This is a genomic window from Ohtaekwangia kribbensis (genome assembly GCF_042676245.1).
Lineage (GTDB): Bacteria > Bacteroidota > Bacteroidia > Cytophagales > Cyclobacteriaceae > Ohtaekwangia > Ohtaekwangia kribbensis.
Map to the genome: position 1 here is coordinate 347,608 of NZ_JBHTKA010000003.1, position 24,235 is coordinate 371,842.

Genomic DNA, 24,235 nt, shown 5'->3' on the forward strand with positions numbered 1-24,235 from the left:
ACTAACGAACCATGGTATCGTCTCTTAAAAATCATCCTTTTGCTGTTGAGGCATTCTTTGATACATCGCTGGTACTAACGTATGCTGTACCGAAAGAAGTGCTGGCTCCATTACTCCCCGAATGCCTTACACCGGATACATTCCAGGACCGATGGGCATTTGTGGCAGCAGCGATGGTAAAGACAAAAAATCTTCGCCCCAAAGGATTTCCGACTTTCATGGGCAACGATTTCGTTCTTACCGGCTATCGCATTTTTGTGCGGTATACAACGAGCCAGGGGAAACGCCTGCGTGGACTATATATACTTCGATCTGAAACGGATAAAGCGCGCATGAGCTTTTTCGGAAATATATTTACGCACTATCATTATAAGACTACGGATATCGAATTCACCAAAAACGGTTCTACCATACAGGTAAAATCCATTCAATCCAAACTGAATGTTACTGTTGATGTGAATGAAACAGGCGATATACCTTTACCCACAGGTTCACCTTTCCAGGAATGGAAAGAAGCCAGGCGATTTGCCGGACCATTACCTTTTACCTTTACCTACAAAGCCGAAACCCAAGAGGTATTGATGATAGAAGGTGTGCGCGAAGATTGGACACCACGCCCCGTGCGGGTACTTCAACACGAATCGGGTTTTATTGATCAACTGAATCTGCACCCGATCGTACTCGCCAATGCATTTGTGATTAAAGATATTCCATACTACTGGAAGAAAGGAAAAATTGATCTATGGAAACCGTAACGCGAAAACCGTTTCAGGGTGTGATCAACATCATCCGCTTTAACTGGCATTTCTATGTCATTGCCTTTACGCTGATCGGTATACTGGCTATAGTTAATTTATTCCTCGCGGATAGTATACAATGGGTCATACCCGTGGTAATTGCCATCGCTGCTGCAAGTATTACACTTTCGCTGAGCGTATCATACTATATCTATGATTATTCGAATATCTATAGTCTAGACTGGCTTCAATCATTAAACATTGCACCCGGAGCAAGCCTGGTGAACATCCACGCTGGGTTTGATGAGACGAGCCACCTGCTCGCCCAACGGTACCCTGCCAGTACGTTGCAGGTTTTTGATTTTTACGATCCCCAAAAACACACCGAAGTTTCAATTGAACGTGCGCGAAAATTATACTCCCCTTATCCGCATACACAAAAAGTGGATTCTAATAACATTCCGCTAACAACGAATCCGGCAGACTATATATTTAACATTTTCGCTGCGCACGAAATACGCAACACTGCCGAGCGCGTTACTTTTCTAAAACAGCTACACTCCGGTATAAAACCTGCGGGACGTATTGTTATTGTGGAGCACCTGCGCGATCTGCCCAACTTTATTGCCTACAACATCGGCTTTTTTCATTTTCACTCGCGTGCAGAATGGAAACGTAATTTTACCGAAGCCGGCTTTGCGCTCGAACAAGAACTTTCGCTTACACCCTTTCTGGCATTGTTTATACTCTGCAAAAAACCATGATATTCCATATTAAAATAGTAGGCACATTCCTGATACTGCTCTCGCTTCTGCATGTTGTAATGCCGCGGTATTTTAACTGGACACAGGAACTCTCGGGATTGAGTCTCATCTCCAAACAGATTATGTATGTACATACGTTCTTTATAGCTTTTATTGTTCTGTTGATGGGATTGCTTTGCCTCTATAGCGGCACTGAACTTGCCAGTTCTACTTTGGGCAAACATTTATCGCTGGGGCTTTTCATCTTCTGGTTCACACGCCTGTTGTTCCAGTTCTTTGTATACTCTCCCAGGGTATGGCGCGGCAAGAAACTGGAAACTTTTGTGCACATAGTATTCTCTATATTGTGGAGCTACTTCAGTTACGTATTCTTTTTGGTATATTGGCAGCAGGTATAGTATAAATAGCACAGACTTTTTCCTTATGTATCTTCAGAACGGTCTTAAACCAACAGCAGTTATAGTACTTTGTGTCGCAGCAACATTCGCGCAGGCGCAAAACGACCAGACTCTTATTGATAACGTAGCGAAAAATCTATCGCTGAAGGCTGAAGCTATAGATGCAGAATTTACCGTGACAAAACCGCATCCGGAAAACAAGAATGTAACCATTGTTTTATTAGGCCTTCCGCAAGGCGAGGAAGAAGATGCGCGCACCTTCGATATTTACCTGGTACTGGCCGATACAAAAACAGGAACTATACTTTGTTCGCTTGCTGAAAAGGAACGATATACTTCCGATGCTATTCGACTGACCGGCTTTCAAATCGATACGGCACCTTATAAACTTGCTGCCAATGTACGCGCCATTGGCTTACGTGCCAGCTATACCGGCAGCTCAAGGCCCAATCCTTTTGGCGAAGAAACATTGTCGCTATATATACAGCAAGGCAAAACATTCGTAAAGGTGTTGCATGATTTTGTAACCTATCAGTCAACCGGAGAGTGGGATACAAACTGTGCCGGAAATTTCTCAAGCAGCAAAAGCGTACTGGTAATCCTCCCGGAAAAAACCAATGGTTATAACAACATACAGGTAAACACAAAAACAACCGAAACCGAAAACATGGTCAGGAACGAAGACTGTATATCCAGCGACACCGAAACAAAATCCAGTCAAAAGCTTGTATTTAATCTCAAAGAGAATCAGTATCGAGCCATCAAAAAGTAACACCAACATTTGTTACAACTCCTAACTATACTATAGCACCAGCACTCACAGCTAAAGCTCGCAGCTATTTCAAAACATTTCGTTACACAAACAAAACACTTGCTTAAAGTGAGTGTTGTATTTTAACTATACATTTGGTCGTCTGTCTTGCGAATTGAAATATATTCTGCAGATATCTGTATTTTTATTCTTCATGTTTCACTAAACCTATTTAGCTATTATTATGAATGTTATTTCTAAATCATTTCGTGTGCTTGCTGCAGTATGCGCTGCAGGATTACTCATGGTTGGCTGTGCCGACAACTTTATACAAGAGAATCAAAGTATAAATCTTTCCGGTGAACGTGCTACTGATGCAACTGCATCATTGTTGGCCGTATCGCTTACGGAAAGTTTTGAAGTGGGTGGTACAAGTCCAAAGACTGCCTACGATGTATCACCAACCGGTTCTTCCAGCGGAGACAACGTTACTCTTCCCAGCGGCTCATGGAATCTATATGATGCACTGGTTGGTAATTTAGCAGGCGATCTGAAAGCGGGATCATGGTCTGCACGCATACGTAACACGGGTAAAATTACCATGCTGTTCAATGTCACTACCGGTATCAGCACGGTTACTGTTAAGCATGGCACCTATGGAAGCGATGCTGCGAGTCAATGGGGATTGTGGTACTCGGTAAACAGTGGCAGCACCTGGACTCAGGCTGGCTCTAACATTACCACTACATCTTCCCTGCAAACACAGTCATTTACCTTGAATGTTACCGGCACTGTGAGACTCGAGATACGCAAGTTGACTGGCTCTTCGAACCGTATCAACATTGATGATATCGTCATCAACGACAACGGTGGTGGCGGTGGTGTTACCGGTAAAAAATTCCTGTTCGATGCATCACACTATGAAAATGCAGGAAGCGCAGACTGGCAGATCGATGCTGATGGAACGGAGAATGTACCAACCTATACCGGTGGTACAACCGTTGAGACAAAAGCTCAACGTTATCCTACACCTTCTTATACCGGTATAACATCCAGTACATCTGAAACGTATTGGAAAGGCGGTATGTCTGCATGGGCTGTTGAACTGGTGAAACGCGGACATCTTGTTGAATCTTTACCGGTGGGCACTGCAATTACTTATGGCAATGCATCGAATGCACAAGACCTTAGCAACTATGATGTATTCATGGTAATAGAACCGAACCGTCTCTTCAGTGCATCTGAGAAAACTGCAATCATGAACTTTGTTGCCAACGGTGGCGGGTTGATGATGGTAGCCGATCACACAGCCGCTACAACAGGAGGTACCGATTCAAATGGGTATAATCCTTCTGATCGTGATGGTGATGGTTTTGATTCTCCCCGTGTATGGAATGATCTGATGACGAACAACGGTATAAACAACAGCAATCCATTCGGCTTCGTTGTAGACTATGTGGATATTGATGAAGAGCCTACTACGAAAGTATATACCGGCAGCAATGCAAATGCTCAGGCTGTATTGAACGGAGTAGCGGGTACCGCTAACAAGCTCGCATTCTATGCAGGTACAACGGCTACACTATATCCTTCCAACAACAGCAGCGTGCAAGGTCTATTCTGGCGCACAAGCAGCACCGTTGGCAGTAACAACGGTGTGATGGCCCTGCTGGCAACCTATAGCACCGGCCGCGTTGTATTTGTAGGCGACAGCTCACCTTCAGACGATGGCACGGGCGATACAAACGACAATCTCTTCAACGGCTGGTCAGGCGATGCTCCAACCGGGTATACTTCACACCCGGCTCTTCACCTGAATGCTTCGCTCTGGCTGGCGAAAGTACAATAGTATATTTACAGGTATATATGCAACAGGCTGCTCATTCGGGCAGCCTGTTCTTTTTTAGAGTATATAAATTTCTTTACTGTTCCTTCAGGGCATTTACCGGGTTGGTTCGTGCAGCTTTGAACGATTGAATGCCCACAGTTAATAATGATATTGCCATGATCAGTAAAGCTGCTTTTACAAAGAGTAAATACGTTACCTCGATGCGATACGGAAATTTCTGCAGCCACTGTTCTGCTGCATAGTAACTTACCGGTATAGCAATAACAAAGGCAATCACGATCAGGAGTAAATAACTTTTTGACAATCCGAAAACGAGGTTGGCATCATCGGCACCGAGTACTTTACGGATGCTGATCTCTTTATATCGTTGCGATGTACTATATACCACCAGCCCGAAAAGACCGAGGCAGGCAACAAAAATCGCGAAGCTTGTAAAAAAGGTAAACAGCGTAGCGAGCTTTTCCTCGTCTTTATATAATTTATCAAAATTTTCATCGAGAAAGTGATACTCAAACGGCCATTCCGTATTAAATTTTTTCCACGTTGCTTCAAGGTGCGCAAGAGTAGCCGGTATATCTTCCGACCTGATGCCAAACGCCATCGAAGAGTATCCCTTCGGATAAATATGCAGCACAACGGGAGATATACTCTCGCGCAGACTGTTCAAATGAAAATCTTTTACAACACCTATAATTTTACCTTTCTTCAAAGAATCGGGATTGTCCCAACGGTTCCATTCAACCTCATGTTCCAGCGCATCTTTCGGATTGGTGTGTCCCAACATTTTGGCAGCAGCTTCGCTTACAATAAATGCATCGTCTGCATCAGAAGGAAAATCTTTTGAGAAATCGCGTCCGGCAACCAACGTAAGTCCGAGTGTCTTTATATAGTCATGATCAACCAGCAACATGGAAAGCGACAGATCTTTTTTCGTTACGCGATCGCGTATACCGTCACCGGCAAACGCTTCACCCGGCAATCCGTATTGCAAGGTAGCACCGAGTATATTCGGATGGTTGGCAAACACATTCTTCGCTGCCTCCAGATTGGTTTGCATATTCCCGCGCAGGCTTACAATTATAACATTGTCCTTATCAAAGCCCATGTCCTTGGTACGCATATAGGTATGTTGTTCCGATACAACAAACGAAGCGATGATGAGCAGGAATGAAAGAATGAACTGCAGCACCACAAGACTTTTACGCAGCACGGTTTTACCAGACCGTCCGGATTTTTTATTGGACAGTATCTGTGCCGGCTTGTATCCGGATATATAAAAAGCCGGATAAGCACCTGCCGCCACACCAACCAACGCAGTGGCCACCAGCAATACAATAACGAGCAATGGATTGAGAAATATACCCGTAGGTATACTTTTCCCGGTAAAATTATTCAATGCCGGCAGCACCAGCTCAGTCATCAGTCCGCCAATCAATAAAGCTATACCGGCAATTACAACCGACTCGCTGATGAACTGGTATATAAGCTGCGAACGAAAGGCACCTACTACTTTCCGAACGCCTACTTCCTTTACGCGATTCACAGCTCGGGCCGTAGAAAGATTTATGAAATTAAGAATGGCAATAATCAGGATAAAAACAGCAGTTGCAGAAAGTATATAGATAGTCTGTGCATTGCCGCGCACTGCTATATCCCACTTCTGGTCAGAAGCATGCAAATGTACTTGGGACATCGGCATAATGTGCGGTATATAATAGCTGCCATGATCTTTTGTAGTAGGCCAGGCGTTGCGCGCTGCAAAATCTTTCAACTTGGCATCGAACTGTACTGCATTGGTCCCTTCTTTTAATTTGATATAGGTATGAAACTGACTCCATCCCCAGCCACGCATACGCTCCGGAATAGTAGTAAGCAGTTCTTGCATGGAAAGAAAATAGTTGAGCTGCAAATGTGAGTGCTCCGGGAAATCCTCAAACACAGCTGTCACTTTATAGTTCTCGTTAAACACCTGCAGCGTTTCACCTACGGCTGGTTTATCACCAAAGTATTTTTTTGCCAGCGTCTGGCTAATCGCTATTTCTTTTACATCGTGCAGCGCAGTCTCCATATCACCCTCAATGAGTTTGAGACTGAACATATCGAGCATCGCAGGATCGGCACAACCACCCTTGTCTTCGGTATACTTCAGATCGCCCGCTTCAAACAATACAGGAGAATTAAAATTCATGAACCGTGCATACGCTTCCACTTCCGGATATTCATCCATGAGCGTAGGTCCGATCGGAGGTGGAATCATGGCGCCTCTCATCACGCGACCATCATCGGTAAAATGTTCATTGTAGACACGATACTTGCGGTTTACATCCTGCACGTGTTTGTCGAATTGCAGTTCATCATACACAAACAATGCAATAACCAGGAATGAGGCAATGCTGATGGCCATGCCGCTGATGTTGATTAAAGAGAAGAGTTTATTCTTCGCCAGGTTTCGAAAGCCGATCTTGAGGTAGTTCTGAAGCATACAGATAAATTTACTGTCTCAAGGCCAAACGATATACCATTTTATTAAATGATTGAACACGAACATCTTAAATTCCAGCCCGTGTCAGGTACTGTTTCATTGTGAAACACTTTTGTGTATCACAATGAAACATATATTTTTATTGCGACATGCCGAAGACACGCGCAAAGATATTGATTGTAGATGATGATGCCGATATACTCACTGCTGCACGCGTGGTATTGCGACAGCAATATGAATCTGTTGAGACAGAGAGCAATCCGCAGCGCCTTACTACATTGCTTCAGCAGAATCGCTACGATGTAATTCTGCTGGACATGAATTATGCTGTCGGCAGGCTTTCGGGTCATGAGGGATTGTTCTGGCTTAACCAGATCCTGGCAAAGAATCCGCATCAACAAGTGATTATGATCACCGCGTATGGCGATATACAATTGGCTGTTGACGCCATGAAACAGGGCGCTGCCGATTTTGTTGTAAAGCCGTGGGAAAATGAAAAGCTCGAAGCCACCGTGCAGTCTGCGTATAGACGTGCCGTGGATAAAAAAGAAAATTCCTCACCGAAGACATCTGCGTCATCGCGCTCCCGGGAAACAGAAATTATAGGTATATCTCCGGCTTTCAAACAGGTTATAGCAACTGTTGATAAAGTAACGGGCACCGATGCCAACGTTTTGCTATTGGGAGAAAACGGAACTGGTAAGGAGTTGATCGCAAGTCTCATTCACCAGCGTTCGCAGCGGAAGGATGAAGCTTTTGTAAAAGTTGATGCAGGTGCTTTGCCGGCCACACTGTTTGAGTCAGAGCTGTTCGGCTATAAGAAAGGAGCCTTTACCGATGCGCGTGAGGATCGTATCGGGCGAATGGAAGGCGCCAATCGCGGAACGCTTTTCCTTGATGAAATTGGAAATATACCGGTATCATTGCAGGTGAAACTACTCGCGGCATTGCAGAATCGCGAAGTAACTCCGTTAGGAAGCAACCGATCTATACCAGTTGATGTGCGACTGATCTGTGCAACCAATCTTGACCTTCAACAAGCCGTTCGATCCGGACAATTTCGCGAAGATCTTCTATACCGACTAAATACCATTGTTATCACACTGCCTCCGTTGCGTGATCGCACAGAAGATATACCGATGCTTGTTGATCATTTTATCAAGATATATACCGGGCAATATCACAAAGAAGAAAAGAGCATTTCGCAGGATGCCATACGGTACTTACAAAAGTATACATGGCCGGGTAACATTCGTGAATTACAGCATGCTGTAGAGCGGGCCGTTATCCTGAGTGATGAGACAACGTTACAGAAGCGTGATTTCATGCTCTCATCAACCACGCTGGTTGCCGGAAACACAGAAGCTTTTAATCTCGATGAAATAGAACGCAAAACGATACAGGCCGCGATTCAAAAGTATAACGGCAATTTAAGCAAGGTAGCGAAAGAACTTGGTGTAGGCCGCACTACGCTATACCGGAAGATGGAGAAATACGGACTTGACAAGTAACTATGATCTATAAGAATTTCCGGCTCAACATTATCATTCGCGTTTTGTGCATCGTAGCATTATCGCTTGCACTGGCATTTATTATTGTAGAGCGCCCGATGTTCTTTGCGCTATCAACAGTCATTGTGTTGCTACTGGTAAGTGTTGTCAGCCTGATCCGGTATATCGATAAATCAAATAAAGATCTCACGCATTTTCTGCTTTCTATACGACAGGGAGCCTTTACAGAATCCTATACTTCTGGCAATCGCGGCAAGCAATATGAACAATTGAGTGGCGCCCTGAATGATATTGTTACCGAGTTCAGCAAACTCAATCTCGAAAAAGAATTACATTACCAATACCTTCAGACCCTCAATGAAAATATCAGCGTTGCTATTCTGAGTTTTGATGCCGCAGAAAAATTAATGATGATGAATTCCGCAGCGAAAAATTTATTGAATCATCCTTCGCTTGTCACTCTTAGTCATTTCAAGGATATCGATACCGAATTATACCATGCTATAAAACAGATTCAACCGGAGCAGCGAAAAGTTGTGCAGGTATTTATAGGGGAAGATCCATACCAGCTAAGCGTACAGGCGAAGGAGATCGTTTTGCAAGGTAAACCTGTCCGCATTATACTCTTGCAAAACCTGAACCAGGAACTTGAAGAAAAAGAGATTGAAGCGTGGCACCAGTTAATGCGCGTGCTCACACATGAGATCATGAACAGCGTTACACCTATAGCGTCATTAACGGCTGCCGTGGAATCTATACTCAAGCACCCGGACGGCACACGAAAAGATTTGAGCACATTGAGTGATGATCACATCGATGATATATTCAGCAGTCTCGCTACAATCGGCTCGCGCAGCAAAGGACTGATGAACTTTGTGAAGACCTATAAAACATACGCGAAGCCAATTCATGCTCAATTTGAATCTGTAAATGTTACCGATATTGTTAATCGTGTTGCTGTATTACTTGCACCTGACCTGCAAGCGTCAAACGTTCAGCTCGTCATTAAAAGTCCGGCTATTGCTGTGGAAGCAAAGACCGACATAGCATTGATAGAACAAGTACTGATCAACCTGGTAAAGAATGCACTGGAAGCGGTTGAGCATGACGGCACCGGCATCATCAGCATCGATATACGCAAAAAAAATAATCGTGTATCGATAGCGGTGACAGATAATGGCTCTGGTATAGATCCGGAAGTGTTACCACGAATATTTGTTCCATTCTTTACCACGAAATCGAAAGGCTCAGGTATCGGTCTTAGTCTTTCGCGGCAAATCATGAAACTGCATGGAGGCACGATACAGGTACACCTGCCAGAGAAAGGCAGTATATTTACATTGGAGTGGTAAATGATGTTGCTCTATATCCTCATACTTATACCAGTCGACACCCATGCATGAAGTCATCGTCATTTGTATAGCTGCGTTCATTACATCGTTGCTCACCTTCTTTACCGGGTTTGGGTTGGGCACAATTCTTACACCTGTCTTTGCTATATTCTTCCCAATCGATCTCGCCATTGCATTAACCGGTGTTGTCCACTTTCTGAACAACCTGTTCAAGCTATCCCTTATCGGCATGAAAGCAGATAAACAGGTGGTGATGCGGTTTGGCATACCTGCCTTCATTGCCGCCATAGCAGGTGCGTACCTATTGGTATTCATTAACGATCTGCCGGCTATCCATACCTATATCTTAAACGAGACAATACATTCCATTACACCGGTAAAATTGGTTGTTGCAGCACTGCTTATATTCTTTGCATTGGTAGAATCCATACCATACTTCAAAAAAATTCAGTTCGATAGAGACAAGCTTGTTGCCGGTGGTATATTGAGTGGTTTCTTTGGAGGGCTGTCTGGCAACCAGGGAGCATTACGCAGCGCCTTCCTGATTCGGAGCGGACTTGACAAGGAAGCATTCATTGCAACAGGAATTGTTATAGCCTGCCTGGTAGATTTATCGCGACTTGGTATATATACTACCCGCTTTTTAAAAACCGGATTACAGGATGTAATCGGTCTTGTTATAGTCGCCACGGCCGCTGCGTTTCTGGGCGCTTACATCGGAAACCGGTTGCTAAAGAAAATAACGCTGAACGTAATCCAGGTAATTGTTACCGCTATGTTGATTATACTCTCATTGGCGCTGGCATCGGGTATATTGTAAATCGTTATCTAATATATCGCTTACATTTGCTGAGTTCGTACGCAAACAAGCCACGGAGTTTGTGTGTTGCCGAACTGTACAGGTTCCAGCAGGTACGTACAATTATCCCAGATTACTTCAAAAGGCTTATTCCATTCCTTCGACAATCTATCCTCCGGAATAAACGCGTGGCATGACTGCCCGGTAGCAATGCTGTTATCGGAGATCCTCACAATGGTTTTATTGTGAGCAATGAGCGCTACGGTAATGCCTGTCTCAATCCACTTCAGCGTATCGATCATATCCATAATGCTGTCCACAGCGAAATCAACTCCGCAGATACCTTTGAAATCATCACCCACCATAACGGGAGCAACAGCTGAGAGAATCCAGGTATCTTTACCTTGCACCTGGTATATATAGGGATCAATCACGGCTTCCTGCCGTGTTCGCTGTGGGAGAATAAAATAATCACCCGCGCCATCCTGTGTATAATTCAGCAGCGGTTCGAGGCAAAAATCATTTCCACGTATTGTCCAATATGGTATAAATCTGCCTGTGGCATCATGCCCCGGGTTCCCTATATATTGCGTGTCCTTTCCGTCAAATTGGTTGGGTTCCCAAAGAGTATACGTAGCCAGAAATGACGGATTATTTTTTAGTATACTCTGCAGCATAAGGTTGGCCTGCGTTCGCGCATCTACAAAAAGCCGCGGTGCTTCAGCAAATACTGTAAATACATGGGCACAGGTTCGCGAAGCATCCAGGGCTACATCGATCAATGTCTTTATAGAAACAGATAATTGTGATGCCTGTGCATGCAGGTTCGCCATGCGCGTATCCATTAACGACTGATCTTTGACTTTGAGCTCCTGCTCTTTCGTTCTGATTTCCGACAACGTCTTTTCCATCAGCAGCTTCTGCGTTTCCAGTTGCTTGTTGCTACGCTCGAGTTCTTCCGCACGTGTTGCTTCTGCTTGTCGCGCAGCATGCAATTCTTCAATAGCTTGTTGCATCGCATCTTCGTTGGCGCGCAGCTTTTCTTCTTTCTGCTTTGTTTCCTCCAACAGATAATGCGTGCGTGCATTCGCCTGCGCTATTTTAATAACCGATGCCAGCTCCTGACTGATACTGACTATAAAATTTATTTTATACTTCTCAATTTCTTTAAAGGATGCCAGTTCGAGTACACCGTAGGGCTCACCATCCAATATAAGTGGCGATACCACAATGAAAGCAGGTTGTGCTTGCCCCAATCCGGATTCAATTTTCAGATAATCGTCCGGCACTTCGTTCATCGTAATGACGGCACGTTCCAGAAATGCCTGTCCCGCCAAACCTTCACCTGCACGAATGGTACCATTGATGTATTTCTTTCGACTGTAGGCATATACTGCTACACGCTGCAGTGTGCGCTGCGTTGCATCAATTGCATCACGATCATCAGACACGAACAAAGTCCCAAGACTCGCGGACGTATATTTGATGATGAAGCTCAGCGCCTGGTCGTATAGTTTATGCTGATCGCTGTGACGTCTTACAATGTTACCGAACTCGGCAATTCCCTGCGTCAGCCATTTCCGCTCGTGCTCCTGTTCAGACGTATACCGGAGATTATCACGCATGTCGATCAGTGCCTGCGCTATAGCACCTTTACCATCGAACATGGTAGCCTGCATTTCAAAATTATTCTTCGCAACGTTACCGGCAAAGTCCATGAGACTACGCATCTGCCGGGTAAATATATATAGCGCATTCTGCATGGCAGCAAGCTCGTTTTTACCGGGCTGATGCTCAATTGAAGGCAGTTCACCTTCCGACAATCGCTCGAGTATAGATCGCGTCTGTGCGATTGATACGATGATGGACCGGCTCACGATATATATAAATACAATGATAACGATCAATACTACAAGGGCGATCGATCCGAACAGCCACAACATGATCTGCCGTTGCTGGTCGAAATCCTGTATGATTTTGTTTTTATAGTCCTGCGTTTCCTTCACCACCTTTGTCGCGTTTTCGCGAAGCGGAGTAAATTCGCGATTAAGGTCGATGAGCAAAGCATTACGTACGTTCGCATATCGTGCCGAATCATGGACAGACACGGTCTGCACATCGTTCAGATTCTTTTCGACAAAGGCAAGATAGGCGTCAATGCTCCGACTGAATTCTGCGTACGGCTTCGCTATATTTTCAGGAAGCTCACGCGTGTTGACCAGTTTACGCTCATCTGTCAGCGTTTTTATACGCTCCTGGATGGTTTCATCAGCATCTTTAATATACTCCTGTTGAGTTACGCGATCGGCTATAAACATTTGCAGGAGCTCGCCACGCAACACATTGTTCCTGATGCGCAACAGGCGGGCCTCAAGTTCCTGGATTTGCTCGGTTGCTTGCCGCTGCTCGTTAAAAGAGTTAACAATTTTCCATGCCGACAATCCCAGAATTGCCGCGCATAGTATAACTGACAGAATGATCAGTCTATACTTCTCGTTTATAGTAAGCCCTTGTATATACTTCATTGCAAAATGATAATCGGTTACCGGTTGTTGTATATCTGCTTGTATTAAGCGATGGAGACAGGCTTTTCAGCCATTTCCGTACATCCATTACCATCACTTTATATGCGGTAATTGTTGTTTACATTCCTCTTGCTCCTTTTCGCAAAAGGTTGTGTATATAGGACTGCCTCATCACGACACATCGGTACTCACCGGTATACTTCAGGAAAGGTAAAGCGCTGAACACTGGCTGTAATCTATATTCTCCGGGGAACGGATGCTGTACAGCGGGACTTGTTTGACCAATCGGGTTTAGAGTGCAAGCAATACAACTTTCGGATAATCCATAAAAAAATACCAAGACAGATTGGTGGTCATTTACGAAAATATCCGGATCAACGGTATATACTGTCTATCAGAACGGGCTCATCTGGCTTTGATGCGTGTTACCTGGACATCGCAAGCACTGTTGAAAATTTATACAAACTCGCGCAAAAACTAACATGAGCGTGGTAGAAGTGGACAATTGGGTAGACCATTCATGAATTAAGCCTTACTTTGCACATATAAAGAACCCAATCAACCAGATAATGGATATACTCCTGTCCGTTTCGCGAAATACATTTTCGGAATTCCGAAAATTAAAAATAGTGGCCTGTATGGCTATCTTTCTTCTGGGACTAAATTCCTATACAACGGCACAAACCCATTCTTCTAAAATTGACAGTCTTGACAATTTATTAAAAACTCTTCCGGAGGATACAACCCGTGTTAACACACTTCTCAAGCTGTGCGGAGTGCTTTCGTATAGCGATACCAAGCGGGTACAGGAAGTAGCGACCGAAACCATTGACCTTTCTCAAAAAATTGACTTCAAAAAGGGTGAAGGAAAAGGGTACGTCTATATGGGGTATTACTATCACCGTTTAGGCAATGAACCCCGTGCCATTGAATTTTTGCTGAAGGCTCTCGCTATCTTCGAGGCTATACCGGATAACCGCCAGGTCGCGGTGTGCAACAACAACGTTGGCGTTATTTATCTTTCGCAAGACGATACAAAGTCTGCCTTACTTCACTTTAACAAAGCGCTATCATCGTGGACCGATCAAGGCTATAAAAGCGGCATTGCACGTGCACTCGGAAACATTGCAGATGTATATGAAACCGAAAAGAATGATTCTCTTGCGTTGCAATATTATCAGCGGTCGCTGGCTATAAATGAAGAGACAAAGGATAAGTCGGCCGTGAGTAATATACTCAATGCGATGGGTGAGATCTATTTCCGCAGTCAGCGTTATGATGAGTCTTTCAAATATCAGCAACGAGCTTTGCAACTTGCCATTGAAACCGGAAGCATCAACCTGCAGTCGGGTATATATACTGCTCTCAGCGATCTATACCTGGTCAGGAATAATCCCGGCCAGGCAGTGTCCCATGCGGAGCGTGCCCTTGAAATCGGCAAGAAGATCGACTCGAAACGAAATGTAGCCGACAGCTACTTGCAGCTTTCGAAAGTATATGCCGCTGCTAAAAACTATCCGAAGGCTTATGAGTTCCAATCCCTATATGTAGCGCTTAACGACAGTCTTAAAAGTTCGGAGAACCTGAGCAATATTGAAAAAGTGAAAGCGAATTATGAGCTTGACAAAAAGGAACTTGAGATCAAAGCATTGAATCATGAAATGCGTGTTAAGATCATTCGCAGAAATTCATTTATAGCAGCGTGCCTCGCACTGCTGGTGATTGGTGCACTGGTGTACAACCGGCAACACATGATCATGAAGAAGCGGCTGGAAGCAAAAAGACAATTGCTCGATTTTTATACACAAAATCTCCGCGAGAAATCCGAAATGATCGATAAGATCAACCAGGATATAGAAACGCTCAAACAGAAATCTGCTGAAGAAGATACCGAGATTGATAAATACAACAAGATCCTTCATGCAGCCATTCTTACCGATGAAGACTGGGAGAATTTCAAGAAGGCGTTTGAAGAAGTGTATCCACGTTTCTTCGCCAAGCTTCGTTACCATTACCCGGATATTACGGTTGCCGAGCTTCGGTTATCTGCACTTATAAAACTAAAGCTGTCGCTGAAAGAATCTGCATCCATGCTGGGTATATCTCCGGAGAGTATAAAGAAATCGCGTTACCGCCTCCGAAAGAAATTTGACCTGCCCGAAAAAGAAACGCTGGAAGATTTCATTAACAAGATTACCTATTTGAAGGCGGCTTCGTAACTTCTTTCAGCCTGTATCTATATACAGTTTGGTATTCGCCTATAACGGTCGCATTTAAGTTGCCACACATCTGTTGCTGTAACGAAGCGATCATTGCTTTTTTCACCATAACTGTATCAACACGCATAATCGCATAAACTGCGTTTGCAGGTCGCGTGCTGCATTTTTCATTCCCGTAAATATTTTTTTTAAAATCGCTTTTAGAAACCAAAAGGTTTCATATATCTTTGTGAAACCAAAAGGTTGCATTATGAGACGAGACGTATTTCAAGGAATAGCAGACCCTACGCGCAGGGAGATACTGAATATGATTGCACACAAATCATTGAACGTAAATTCCGTTGCCTCCAATTTTGATGTGAGCCGCACCGCCATTTACAAGCATCTTAAAATACTCAGCGAGTGTGGCCTGGTAGTGATTCAACAACAAGGCCGCGAACGTTTTTGCGAGGCGCGACTGGATCGGCTAAGTGAAGTATCAGACTGGGTTGAGCAATACCGTGAAGTATGGACCAAACGCCTGGATAACCTGGAAGATTATCTGAAAGAATTACAATCAAATAAAAAAAAACATGGCAGAAAAAAAACTCGCTAACGTGACTGAGGCACGCGACTTTACTTTGGAGCGTACACTGCATGCACCGCGTGAACTTGTGTTCAATGTGTTTTCAGAAGCAAAGCACCTCGCACACTGGTGGGGCCCGGTTGGGTTCAAGGTTGTTGTAAAGAAACTGGAATTCCGACCTGGAGGTATATTTCATTATTGTATGCAATCTCCTGATCGCAAAAACGATATGTGGGGACGATTTACATACAATGAAATTATTGCACCTGAAAAAATATCGTTCATCAATTCATTCTCGGATGAAGAAGGTAATATAACAGCTCCTCCGTTTGACGAGCCCTGGCCGTCTGAAATATATAATCAGATCAACCTGATTGACCAAGGAGACAAGACACTACTGACGCTGCGTGCTTATCCTCTGCGTGCTACAGAAGAAGAGCACGCTATATTTCTAAAAGGATTCTCCTCTATGGAGCAGGGCTACGGTGGTACATTCGATGTCCTGGAAACCTACCTGGCCCAAACGATGTAATCTATATATACTATACACAACCCAAAATCTTATGACTGCTAAAATTGAAACCAAACAAGACACTTCAGACCGCGAACTGCTAATGACGCGTATACTCGATGCACCGCGTGATCTCGTATATGAAGCATGGACGAACCCCAAACATATAGCACAGTGGTGGGGACCAAAAGGTTTTACCAATACAATATATGAAATGAAAGTAAAACCCGGAGGCGTGTGGCGCTTTATGATGCACGGACCAGACGGCACCGATTATCCGAACAAGGTTGTTTTTGAAGAAGTGATAAAAGCCGAACGGTTGGTCTACACGCACGGCTCTGATGATGACAATGATCCGAATTCGTTCCATGTTACGGTAACTTTCGAAGATCAGGGCAAAAACACAAAACTTACAATGCGTATGGTTTTAAAATCAGCCGCTGCATTGGCAGAAGCGAAGAAGTTTGGCGCTGTAGAGGGAGGCAATCAGACTCTGGATCGTCTCGAAGCATATTTACCTACGATGTAGTACATATCGGAGTAATAACATCCGTACAACTATATTTTACTCGTCATTACATAAACTAAAACACCGGATTCACCGATCCGACAACCCAATACACCATGGTACAAATTAATGAATCCATCAACGATACGGCAAAGCGCCAGGTCGTTATCACGCGCGTATTGAATGCTCCTCGTGAACTTGTATTCAAAGCTTTTACCGATCCTAAACACCTGGTGCGCTGGTATGCACCGGTTGGCTGCACACTTCACATTGCTTCGTTCGATGCAAGAGAAGGTGGCGCCTTTCACACGTGCATTCGTAGTACGCAACATCACGACTGCTGGTGCAAAGGTATATTTCTGGAAGTTGCTGAACCCAAGCGACTGGTATATACCATGGCAGTTGCTGATGAACAAGGCAATCTTGTGAGTCCGGCAGATGCCGGCATGGATCCGGAATGGCCTGCGGAAACTGTTGTCACCATAACATTCGAAGAGCACGATGGCAGTACGAAAGTAACATTACACCAGACAGCTCTGGAATCTGTGGCCAAACGTACCGGTGCATATCCGAGCTGGTTACAAATGCTGGATAATCTTGAAGAAGAGCTCAAGTATGTTCAGTAGTATACGCAATATATAGCAATACTGTCCCATAAAAAAACAAAAGGCGTAACAAGAAGTTACGCCTTTCATGTATATAGCTTATCAAAGATCGTTAAGCAAACGCGCCTTCTTTATTATACTTATTTCTGTATTCCAAAGGTGATAGCCCGGTAGCGCGCTTGAAGATGGTACGGAAAGCTTTTGTATCCGAGTACCCGACATCGCTCATGATCTCGTTGATATTTTTGCGGCTGGTTTCAAAACTCTTTTTCGCAGCTTCTATCTTGACACGCTGTATATATTCCGATACGGTATTGCAAGTAGCTTTTTTGAATCTGCGCTCAAGACTTCTTCTGCCTACAGCAAACATATCGGACAGTTGATCGACTGTAATTCTCTCCTGGAAATTCTGTTCAATAAACTCCTGCGCTTTCTTTACCGATTCATCCTGGTGATCTTTTTGTCCCCTGAACATAATGAATGCCGACTGACTACTTCGATCTATTTCAATGGCAAAATATTTAGCTGCCAATATGGACAGTTCGCGATCGGTATATTTCTCCAATATATAAAGCAGCAAGTTCCAGAACGAGTTTGCACCACCGCTGGAATAAATGCCTTGCTCGTCTGTTATAATTTTGTCCGAAACCAGTTCTATAGATGGGAACATTCTTCTGAATTCATTGACGGATAGCCAGTGCGTTGCAACGCGCTTGCCATCTACAAGGCCCGTAGCCGCCAGTAAAAACGCACCTACGCAAAGGCTCGCTATCTCGGCACCTCTACTATGCTGTTTCACAATCCACGGAAAAAATTCTGCATTCGCAGCGATCACTGTATTCATATCACCATTTACAGCCGGTATAATAATCAGGTCTGTCTTATTCACATCGTTTACCAATACATCTGGCGATACTTTAAACAAGCGGTCATATACCTGTGCATCCTTATCTATACCCACCAGTTGTACATTGAACAACCGAGGTCTTCCCATACTCTCCAGAAAATCATTCGCCTTGGTAAAACAGGTAAACGCACCTTCAATACAACTTAAGGCGGCAGCACCTTTCGGAACAAGAATAGAAATGTGTTTCATGGGTTTAATATTTTAGAAAGTAATCTTCTGAAAATACCGTTTCAGCTACCCAAAACTAGCAGAAGATAATGTCGCAGTCAACCCTTTTTATTGCCGTATTTACACCCCCGCTACTTCCTTTGCACATGCTACTTTTGTACAGTAGTTAAGCGGGAGTGGGAAGACGAGCAGCAGAGAATTGAACTATTGTTTTAACAAAATCTTTAAAGTTATGAACCCAAGAACACGACTTAAATTCAGACAGCTTGGCGTCATCACCTGCGCGTGGCTCGTGGTCGGAGTACTCATTACCGTATACGATCACCTGGTTTTACTAACCAACAATTCACTCGGCCCGTCAGCAGACTATTCTTTTGTTCTCTCGCTGGTTTTCAACCTTGGCTCTGCTCTCATCGGTGCAGCACTGGGCGGAAGCTTCATGGTTTTCTTTGTAAATGAAAAATACCAGGATAAATCCTACGGATATACAATCATGGCAGTGAGTGTCTCATTCCTCATCATCATACTTATCATTATGCTTGTACTCGGGTCTGTTTCTGTTCCGCTAAAAACCGGAAGACCACTCTCCGATCCTATCACGCAGGAAGCATTCAGAAATTTCCTATTCGACAGTTCACGTCTTAAGAACACCATGGTATGGTTTATTGTAGTAGCCATTACACAATTGTTGTTTCAGATCAGCAGTAAATTTGGTCAGGGCACCTTCGGGAACATTATCCGCGGAAAATACAATACCCCTAAAGAAGAGAACCGCATCTTTATGTTTCTCGATCTGAATTCTTCTACTACTATGGCAGAGCAACTGGGCGATGAAAAATATCATGAACTGTTAAAAGATTTCTTTGCTGATATAACCAACCCGGTGCTGGCCAATAAAGGAGAGATTTATCAATATGTAGGAGACGAAGTAATCGTTGCGTGGAAATATGATGACGGTGTTGAAAGCAACCGTTGTGTACAATGCTTCTTCGATATTAAACTGCATATCGAACAGAAACGTGAAAAGTATATGAAGCGCTACGGACTTGTGCCTTCGTTCAAAGCAGGTATACACTGTGGTAAAGTTGTAGCCGGTGAAGTTGGTATCATAAAAAGAGATATAACCTATTCGGGAGATGTATTGAACACGACATCACGCATTCTCAGTATGTGTAAAGAATTCAATGCTGAGATCATTGCTTCCTCTGATCTGATATCAAATCTTAGTCTCACCAGTAACTATACACCCATGCCACTCGGTGCTATTAAGCTAAGAGGCAAAGAAAAAGAAGTATTGTTAAGCTCATTCAAACCGCTGGCACTGGCCAGCTAAATAACGACAACAAACTATACATCGATCTTTATGGAACACTATAGATTGGAAAAAGATATCAGCATCATGTGCGTTACAGCCAGGTCGTTTCCGGATGGTATACTGGAAGCCTTCCGGACCTTGGAGAGCAAACATCCGTCCATCGGCAAGCGAACCTTCTTTGGGATTTCCTATATGGACACTGACGGCAAAATCGTATACAAAGCCGCAGCCGAAGAAGAATATACCGGCGAAGCAAAAAAGTATAATTGCGAAACTTTCATCATTACCAAAGGAGATTATTTCGCGGAGACAATACATAAATTCATGCAGGATTCTAATTTGATCGAAGATTCGTTCAACCGGCTGCTCACAACGCCATGGCTAGACAAAACATTTCCGTGCGTAGAGTGGTATATAAATGACAAGGAAGTACGCTGCATGGTGCGCATACGTGTACCCGAAAACCAAGCTATCAATACGATTGTTAACAATTCATAAACCCTAAATATTTTCAACCATGGCAAGCATTAATCCTTACCTCAACTTCAATGGAAACACGGAAGAAGCCTTTAACTTTTACAAATCTGTATTTGGAGGAGAGTTTCTGGTGTTGCAACGTTTTAAAGACATGCCCGAAACAGCCAATGTACCGGCTGCGGATCAAAACAAAGTTATGCACGTTGCACTACCCATTGGCAAAGGAAATATACTGATGGCAACCGATGCGCTAGAATCAGCAGGGCACACAGTAACCTTTGGCACTAATTTTTCCGTAGCGATCAGTCCGGATGATGAAAAGGAAGCAAAACATTTGTTTAACGGTCTTTCTGCCGGAGGACAAATAGCCGTACCGTTTGACAAAGCGCCATGGGGTGCGTACTTCGGCATGTTCACTGACAAATTCGGAGTGCAGTGGATGGTGAACTACGATGAAAATCCGAGAAGATAACCGGTACTATATTTCAGAATCAGCAAACATATATAGCATGGTAGAAGTTTTTAAAACCAACGTAAAAGACCCGCATCATGCAGCGATGCTGATAGACTGCATTCATAAAACCTTTGACGGCTACAATGCTAATTTTGATCTGGAAGATTGTGATAAAATTCTGAGGGTAAAATCAACCTCGGGTTTTGTTCAGGCACATGTACTCATTGATCTGCTATATGATCGGGGATTTATAGCTGAAATTCTTCCGGATGATACTACGATCGGTATACCAATTCACCAGATGAGCTTTCACTGATATAAATCACTCTCAAACATCAAAAACTAAAAGCAGTATATCTATAGGCGATATACTGCTTATTTTTTTCAGCCAGTAACGTCAGCTTGTGAGAGCAGTGCCTGAAAGAGCTGCGTTGCATCTTTATATTTTAAAAGCGGAGCGGATTGCCCTGACCAGAATGTTATATACTCATCTTGATGTGTATTCTGCATAGCAGAACGCAACGCACTCAGAAAATGACTCTGCATAGGGTATGGCGCCAGCAGATGATCTTTACCGCGTATCTCATCGGTTAGCCGGCTGCGAATTCCTCTCGCAAGACGGCCTGAGAATATTTTTGTAAGCGTGGTATATTTTGCTTCCGGAGAAAATAGTTTTTGTTTATGCTCTGCTGTAGCAGCAGATTGTTGTGTGGCCAGAAAAGCCGTTCCTATTTGTACTGCATGTGCACCGAGCGTTAGTGCTGCCCGTATACCTCTGCCGTCTGCTATACCACCGGCAGCAATTACGGGCACAGATACATGGTCAGCCACTTGTGGAATTAATGCGAAGACACCTGTAAGCGAATCCTCAGCCGAGCGAAGAAAAGAAGCACGGTGCCCTCCCGCTTCAAAACCGGTGGCAACAATTGCATCAACACCCGCCTGTTCTAATGCTATAGCTTCATCAACCGTGGTAGCAGTGCCAATGGCTCTGATATTTTTTCTTCGAAACTCTTCGAGCAAATCTCCCGAAGGTATACCGAATATAAAACTGAACACCGGAGGTTTTGCTTCCAATACAGCCTGCACCTGCTCGTTAAATGATGCACCAAAATTTACAGGCATCGGCGGAAGCGGAACATTGAACTCATTGAAGTAAGGCGCAAAAAGTTCTTTGAGCTTTTCATATTCGGCCTGTCCAAAAGTTTTCAGTCGTTCATCGCGATCATTAACCCACAGATTTAAAGCATACGGTTTATCCGTTGCTTTACGAAGCGCATGATTCGTTTGAATAATTTCTTCCGGAGACAAAGGCTGCGCACCAAAAGAGCCCATGCCGCCTAAGTTTGATACGGTGGAAGCCAGTTCAACAGAAGAGAGTCTTCCACCAAAAGGCCCCTGCACAATCGGGTAGGCTATACCCAGTAGTTCCGTAAATTTTGTTTTTGTCCACATAGTATTCGATATATATCCCTATTAACGTAAGGCTATCTCCATCGATTTATGAATTGGTGTGATGCAGATCACTTTTTAAAGATAAAAGGGACTCTTACGAATCCCTTTCTTTGTCTTTTAGGATACTGATCCGAAATACGGAAATACATTACACCTACGACCCCAACGCCTTGATTTGCGTGAGTATAACTTTTTTGAATTCTACTTCTGAGCCTTCAGCCTGCAGGGCTATTTGTCCTTTTTGAGTTGTGCAGTTTGTTCCGTAGTTAACAAGGTCTCCGTTTACCCATACTTTGATAGCATCGCCTACACATTCAATTACCATGGTGTTCCACTCGCCTAATGGTTTCTCAGATTTATCGGTAAGGTTAATGATCCTGCGTTTCTTATCGCCATCTACACCCCACTGTTCTTTGGGGCCGCGTCTTTTCTCCATGTCAGGCACAGTGATGTCTTCCACTATACACCAGAAGTCTCCGGCATTCTCGTGCATCATTTGTACTTCAAGCGATTTTGGAAACATGCCGTAGAGCGCGCGTGGTGTTGAAGCATGCACTAGTACGCCACAATTACCAGGCTTACCAGCAAAACGATACTGTACTTCAAGACGGTAATTCTGATATACTGAATCGGTGATTAAATGTCCACCGGGTGTACCGAGACTTACGAGCATTCCGTTTCGCACGATGAACGGACTTTTCACAGCAGGATTATTGTCCATTTCAGGTACATCGGCATGCCACCCGCTGAGATCTTTTCCGTTGAATAAACTTGTAGATTTAGTTTGTGCTGTTGCACAGAATGAAAGCCCCAGCCCAACCGTTGCAATCATTATCAAAGTCAGTCGATTCTTCATAAATAAACGTACAGGTTGTTATGTTAAAATTTATAGACAGGAAAGTTACAAATGAAAGTTGATTCAGGAACTTACTATCTTGTAAGATAATTTCAAACCCCAACTCCCCTATTCATGCGCAGTCTGAATTTTGTATTTCTTATACTCATTACGTCAATAAGCTATAGTTATGCACAGCCGACTATCAGTTTTACGTTTGATGATGGTAACACGAATGACATGCCCGGATATACGTTTGAACAATGGAACGGCAAAATTCTGCAACACCTTGACGATGCCGGACTGAAAGCTATCTTTTTTGTTATGGGCTCTAACAAAACAGACGCAAAGGGGAAACAACTGTTAATGTCATGGAGTGAACGTGGTCATAAAATTGGCAACCATACATTCTCTCATAAGAATTACGGCAGCAGTCAAATAACTTTTGAGACATTCAAGCGCGAACTTCTTATTACGGACTCCATCATTAAACCGTATAGTAACTATATACGGATGTTTCGCTTTCCATATCTAAAGGAAGGCAACACAAAAGAAAAGATTGAAAGCTTTCGGGTATTTCTGAAAGAGCAAGGCTATAGCAATGGTCATGTTACCATTGATGCATCAGACTGGTATGTAGACAGCCGCCTGATAAAAAGATTGCGTCAGGATCCCAAGGCAAACATTGAAGCTTTTAAACAATTTTACCTGGCCCATATATATGAACGGGCATTGTATTATGAAGACCTCGCCTATAAATTAACCGGCCGTCATATCAAACATACTTTGCTGCTGCATCATAACCTGGTGTCTGCTTTGTTCCTCGGAGACCTTATCAAGATGTTTAGAGCTAAAGGATGGACAACATTGAATGCCGCGGATGCCTATACCGATGCCGTCTATAGGTCAACACCTTCCACCGTACCGGCCGGAGAAAGTCTTATCTGGTCGCTGGCGAAAGAGAATGGTTCGTATGAATCTATACTTCGCTATCCTGCCGAAGACAGCCGGTATGAGGAAGACAAAATGAATGCACTGGGACTTTAGA

At 43.8% G+C, this 24,235-nt stretch carries 23 protein-coding genes; 18 read left to right on the plus strand and 5 right to left on the minus strand.

Going from position 1 to position 24,235, the window contains the following annotated elements:
- Positions 1-11: 11 nt before the first annotated feature.
- The 5 genes from ACFQ21_RS12120 (at position 12) to ACFQ21_RS12140 (ending at position 4,499) form a co-directional block, all read left to right on the plus strand.
- Positions 12-755, plus strand: a complete 744-nt coding sequence (locus ACFQ21_RS12120) for a DUF2071 domain-containing protein (RefSeq protein ID WP_377579335.1) — start codon at positions 12-14, stop codon at positions 753-755.
- Positions 743-1,501, plus strand: coding sequence for a class I SAM-dependent methyltransferase (locus ACFQ21_RS12125; RefSeq protein ID WP_377579337.1), 759 nt, complete (start codon positions 743-745; stop codon positions 1,499-1,501). Before ACFQ21_RS12120 ends, ACFQ21_RS12125 begins: the two co-directional genes overlap by 13 nt.
- Positions 1,498-1,899, plus strand: coding sequence for a hypothetical protein (locus ACFQ21_RS12130; protein ID WP_377579339.1), 402 nt, complete (start codon positions 1,498-1,500; stop codon positions 1,897-1,899). The genes ACFQ21_RS12125 and ACFQ21_RS12130 overlap by 4 nt, the downstream gene beginning before the upstream one ends.
- Positions 1,900-1,924: 25 nt before the next feature.
- Positions 1,925-2,671, plus strand: coding sequence for a PA3715 family protein (locus tag ACFQ21_RS12135; RefSeq protein ID WP_377579341.1), 747 nt, complete (start codon positions 1,925-1,927; stop codon positions 2,669-2,671).
- A gap of 223 nt (positions 2,672-2,894) precedes the next feature.
- Entirely contained in the window at positions 2,895-4,499 is a 1,605-nt protein-coding gene (locus ACFQ21_RS12140) for a hydrolase (RefSeq protein ID WP_377579343.1), read from the plus strand.
- A 73-nt stretch (positions 4,500-4,572) separates the two neighbouring features.
- Here ACFQ21_RS12140 and ACFQ21_RS12145 read toward each other — a convergent pair whose 3' ends face one another.
- On the minus strand, positions 4,573-6,981 hold the full coding sequence (locus ACFQ21_RS12145) for an ABC transporter permease (protein ID WP_377579345.1): 2,409 nt from the start codon (positions 6,979-6,981) through the stop codon (positions 4,573-4,575).
- A 149-nt stretch (positions 6,982-7,130) separates the two neighbouring features.
- On the opposite strand from ACFQ21_RS12145, the gene ACFQ21_RS12150 reads away from it, so the two are divergent.
- Genes ACFQ21_RS12150 through ACFQ21_RS12160 form a run of 3 tightly spaced genes read left to right on the plus strand, consistent with a single transcriptional unit; the run spans position 7,131 to position 10,664 of the window.
- Positions 7,131-8,492 (plus strand): sigma-54-dependent transcriptional regulator, encoded by a 1,362-nt coding sequence (locus tag ACFQ21_RS12150; RefSeq protein ID WP_377579347.1) that lies wholly within the window; start codon positions 7,131-7,133, stop codon positions 8,490-8,492.
- Positions 8,493-8,494: 2 nt separating this feature from the next.
- Positions 8,495-9,844 carry a sensor histidine kinase gene (locus ACFQ21_RS12155; RefSeq protein WP_377579349.1) on the plus strand — a complete coding sequence of 450 codons (1,350 nt, stop codon included), beginning with the start codon at positions 8,495-8,497 and terminating at the stop codon, positions 9,842-9,844.
- Between the two features lie 43 nt (positions 9,845-9,887).
- Positions 9,888-10,664: a TSUP family transporter gene (locus ACFQ21_RS12160; protein ID WP_377579351.1), complete on the plus strand. Its 777-nt coding sequence runs from the start codon at positions 9,888-9,890 to the stop codon at positions 10,662-10,664.
- Positions 10,665-10,684: 20 nt separating this feature from the next.
- On the opposite strand, the gene ACFQ21_RS12165 is transcribed toward ACFQ21_RS12160, so the two are convergent.
- Positions 10,685-13,168: a GAF domain-containing protein gene (locus ACFQ21_RS12165; RefSeq protein ID WP_377579353.1), complete on the minus strand. Its 2,484-nt coding sequence runs from the start codon at positions 13,166-13,168 to the stop codon at positions 10,685-10,687.
- A 638-nt stretch (positions 13,169-13,806) separates the two neighbouring features.
- Between ACFQ21_RS12165 and ACFQ21_RS12170 the strand changes: the two genes are divergently transcribed.
- The 5 genes from ACFQ21_RS12170 to ACFQ21_RS12190 all read left to right on the plus strand — a co-directional run bounded on the left by ACFQ21_RS12170 (position 13,807) and on the right by ACFQ21_RS12190 (position 17,597).
- Complete coding sequence (locus tag ACFQ21_RS12170; RefSeq protein ID WP_377579355.1) at positions 13,807-15,387, plus strand: tetratricopeptide repeat protein; 1,581 nt, start codon at positions 13,807-13,809, stop codon at positions 15,385-15,387.
- Between the two features lie 250 nt (positions 15,388-15,637).
- Positions 15,638-15,982 (plus strand): ArsR/SmtB family transcription factor, encoded by a 345-nt coding sequence (locus tag ACFQ21_RS12175; protein ID WP_377579357.1) that lies wholly within the window; start codon positions 15,638-15,640, stop codon positions 15,980-15,982.
- Positions 15,960-16,484, plus strand: a complete 525-nt coding sequence (locus ACFQ21_RS12180; RefSeq protein WP_377579359.1) for an SRPBCC family protein — start codon at positions 15,960-15,962, stop codon at positions 16,482-16,484. The genes ACFQ21_RS12175 and ACFQ21_RS12180 overlap by 23 nt, the downstream gene beginning before the upstream one ends.
- A 31-nt stretch (positions 16,485-16,515) precedes the next feature.
- Positions 16,516-16,992 carry an SRPBCC family protein gene (locus tag ACFQ21_RS12185; RefSeq protein ID WP_377579361.1) on the plus strand — a complete coding sequence of 159 codons (477 nt, stop codon included), beginning with the start codon at positions 16,516-16,518 and terminating at the stop codon, positions 16,990-16,992.
- Between the two features lie 95 nt (positions 16,993-17,087).
- Positions 17,088-17,597 carry an SRPBCC family protein gene (locus ACFQ21_RS12190; protein WP_377579363.1) on the plus strand — a complete coding sequence of 170 codons (510 nt, stop codon included), beginning with the start codon at positions 17,088-17,090 and terminating at the stop codon, positions 17,595-17,597.
- 91 nt (positions 17,598-17,688) lie between these two features.
- On the opposite strand, the gene ACFQ21_RS12195 is transcribed toward ACFQ21_RS12190, so the two are convergent.
- Entirely contained in the window at positions 17,689-18,672 is a 984-nt protein-coding gene (locus ACFQ21_RS12195; protein ID WP_377579365.1) for a GlxA family transcriptional regulator, read from the minus strand.
- A 211-nt stretch (positions 18,673-18,883) separates the two neighbouring features.
- Here ACFQ21_RS12195 and ACFQ21_RS12200 point away from each other — a divergent pair, with 211 nt between their 5' ends.
- The 4 genes from ACFQ21_RS12200 to ACFQ21_RS12215 are packed head-to-tail and all read left to right on the plus strand — an operon-like array spanning position 18,884 to position 21,213.
- The gene (locus ACFQ21_RS12200; protein ID WP_377579367.1) at positions 18,884-19,984 is read left to right on the plus strand and encodes an adenylate/guanylate cyclase domain-containing protein; all 1,101 of its coding nucleotides are present in this window, start codon (positions 18,884-18,886) and stop codon (positions 19,982-19,984) included.
- Positions 19,985-20,014: 30 nt separating this feature from the next.
- A complete protein-coding gene (locus ACFQ21_RS12205) occupies positions 20,015-20,464 on the plus strand; it encodes a transcriptional regulator (protein ID WP_377579369.1) in 450 nt (149 codons plus the stop codon).
- A gap of 19 nt (positions 20,465-20,483) precedes the next feature.
- A complete protein-coding gene (locus tag ACFQ21_RS12210) occupies positions 20,484-20,915 on the plus strand; it encodes a VOC family protein (RefSeq protein WP_377579371.1) in 432 nt (143 codons plus the stop codon).
- Complete coding sequence (locus tag ACFQ21_RS12215; RefSeq protein ID WP_377579373.1) at positions 20,896-21,213, plus strand: hypothetical protein; 318 nt, start codon at positions 20,896-20,898, stop codon at positions 21,211-21,213. Before ACFQ21_RS12210 ends, ACFQ21_RS12215 begins: the two co-directional genes overlap by 20 nt.
- A 68-nt stretch (positions 21,214-21,281) precedes the next feature.
- Here the strand turns inward: ACFQ21_RS12215 and ACFQ21_RS12220 are convergent, their stop codons facing one another.
- Together ACFQ21_RS12220 and ACFQ21_RS12225 are read right to left on the minus strand one after the other, a co-directional pair.
- Entirely contained in the window at positions 21,282-22,352 is a 1,071-nt protein-coding gene (locus tag ACFQ21_RS12220) for an NAD(P)H-dependent flavin oxidoreductase (protein WP_377579375.1), read from the minus strand.
- Positions 22,353-22,506: 154 nt separating this feature from the next.
- Complete coding sequence (locus ACFQ21_RS12225; protein ID WP_377579377.1) at positions 22,507-23,208, minus strand: 3-keto-disaccharide hydrolase; 702 nt, start codon at positions 23,206-23,208, stop codon at positions 22,507-22,509.
- A gap of 114 nt (positions 23,209-23,322) precedes the next feature.
- Between ACFQ21_RS12225 and ACFQ21_RS12230 the strand changes: the two genes are divergently transcribed.
- A complete protein-coding gene (locus ACFQ21_RS12230; RefSeq protein ID WP_377579379.1) occupies positions 23,323-24,234 on the plus strand; it encodes a polysaccharide deacetylase family protein in 912 nt (303 codons plus the stop codon).
- Position 24,235: the final 1 nt, after the last annotated feature.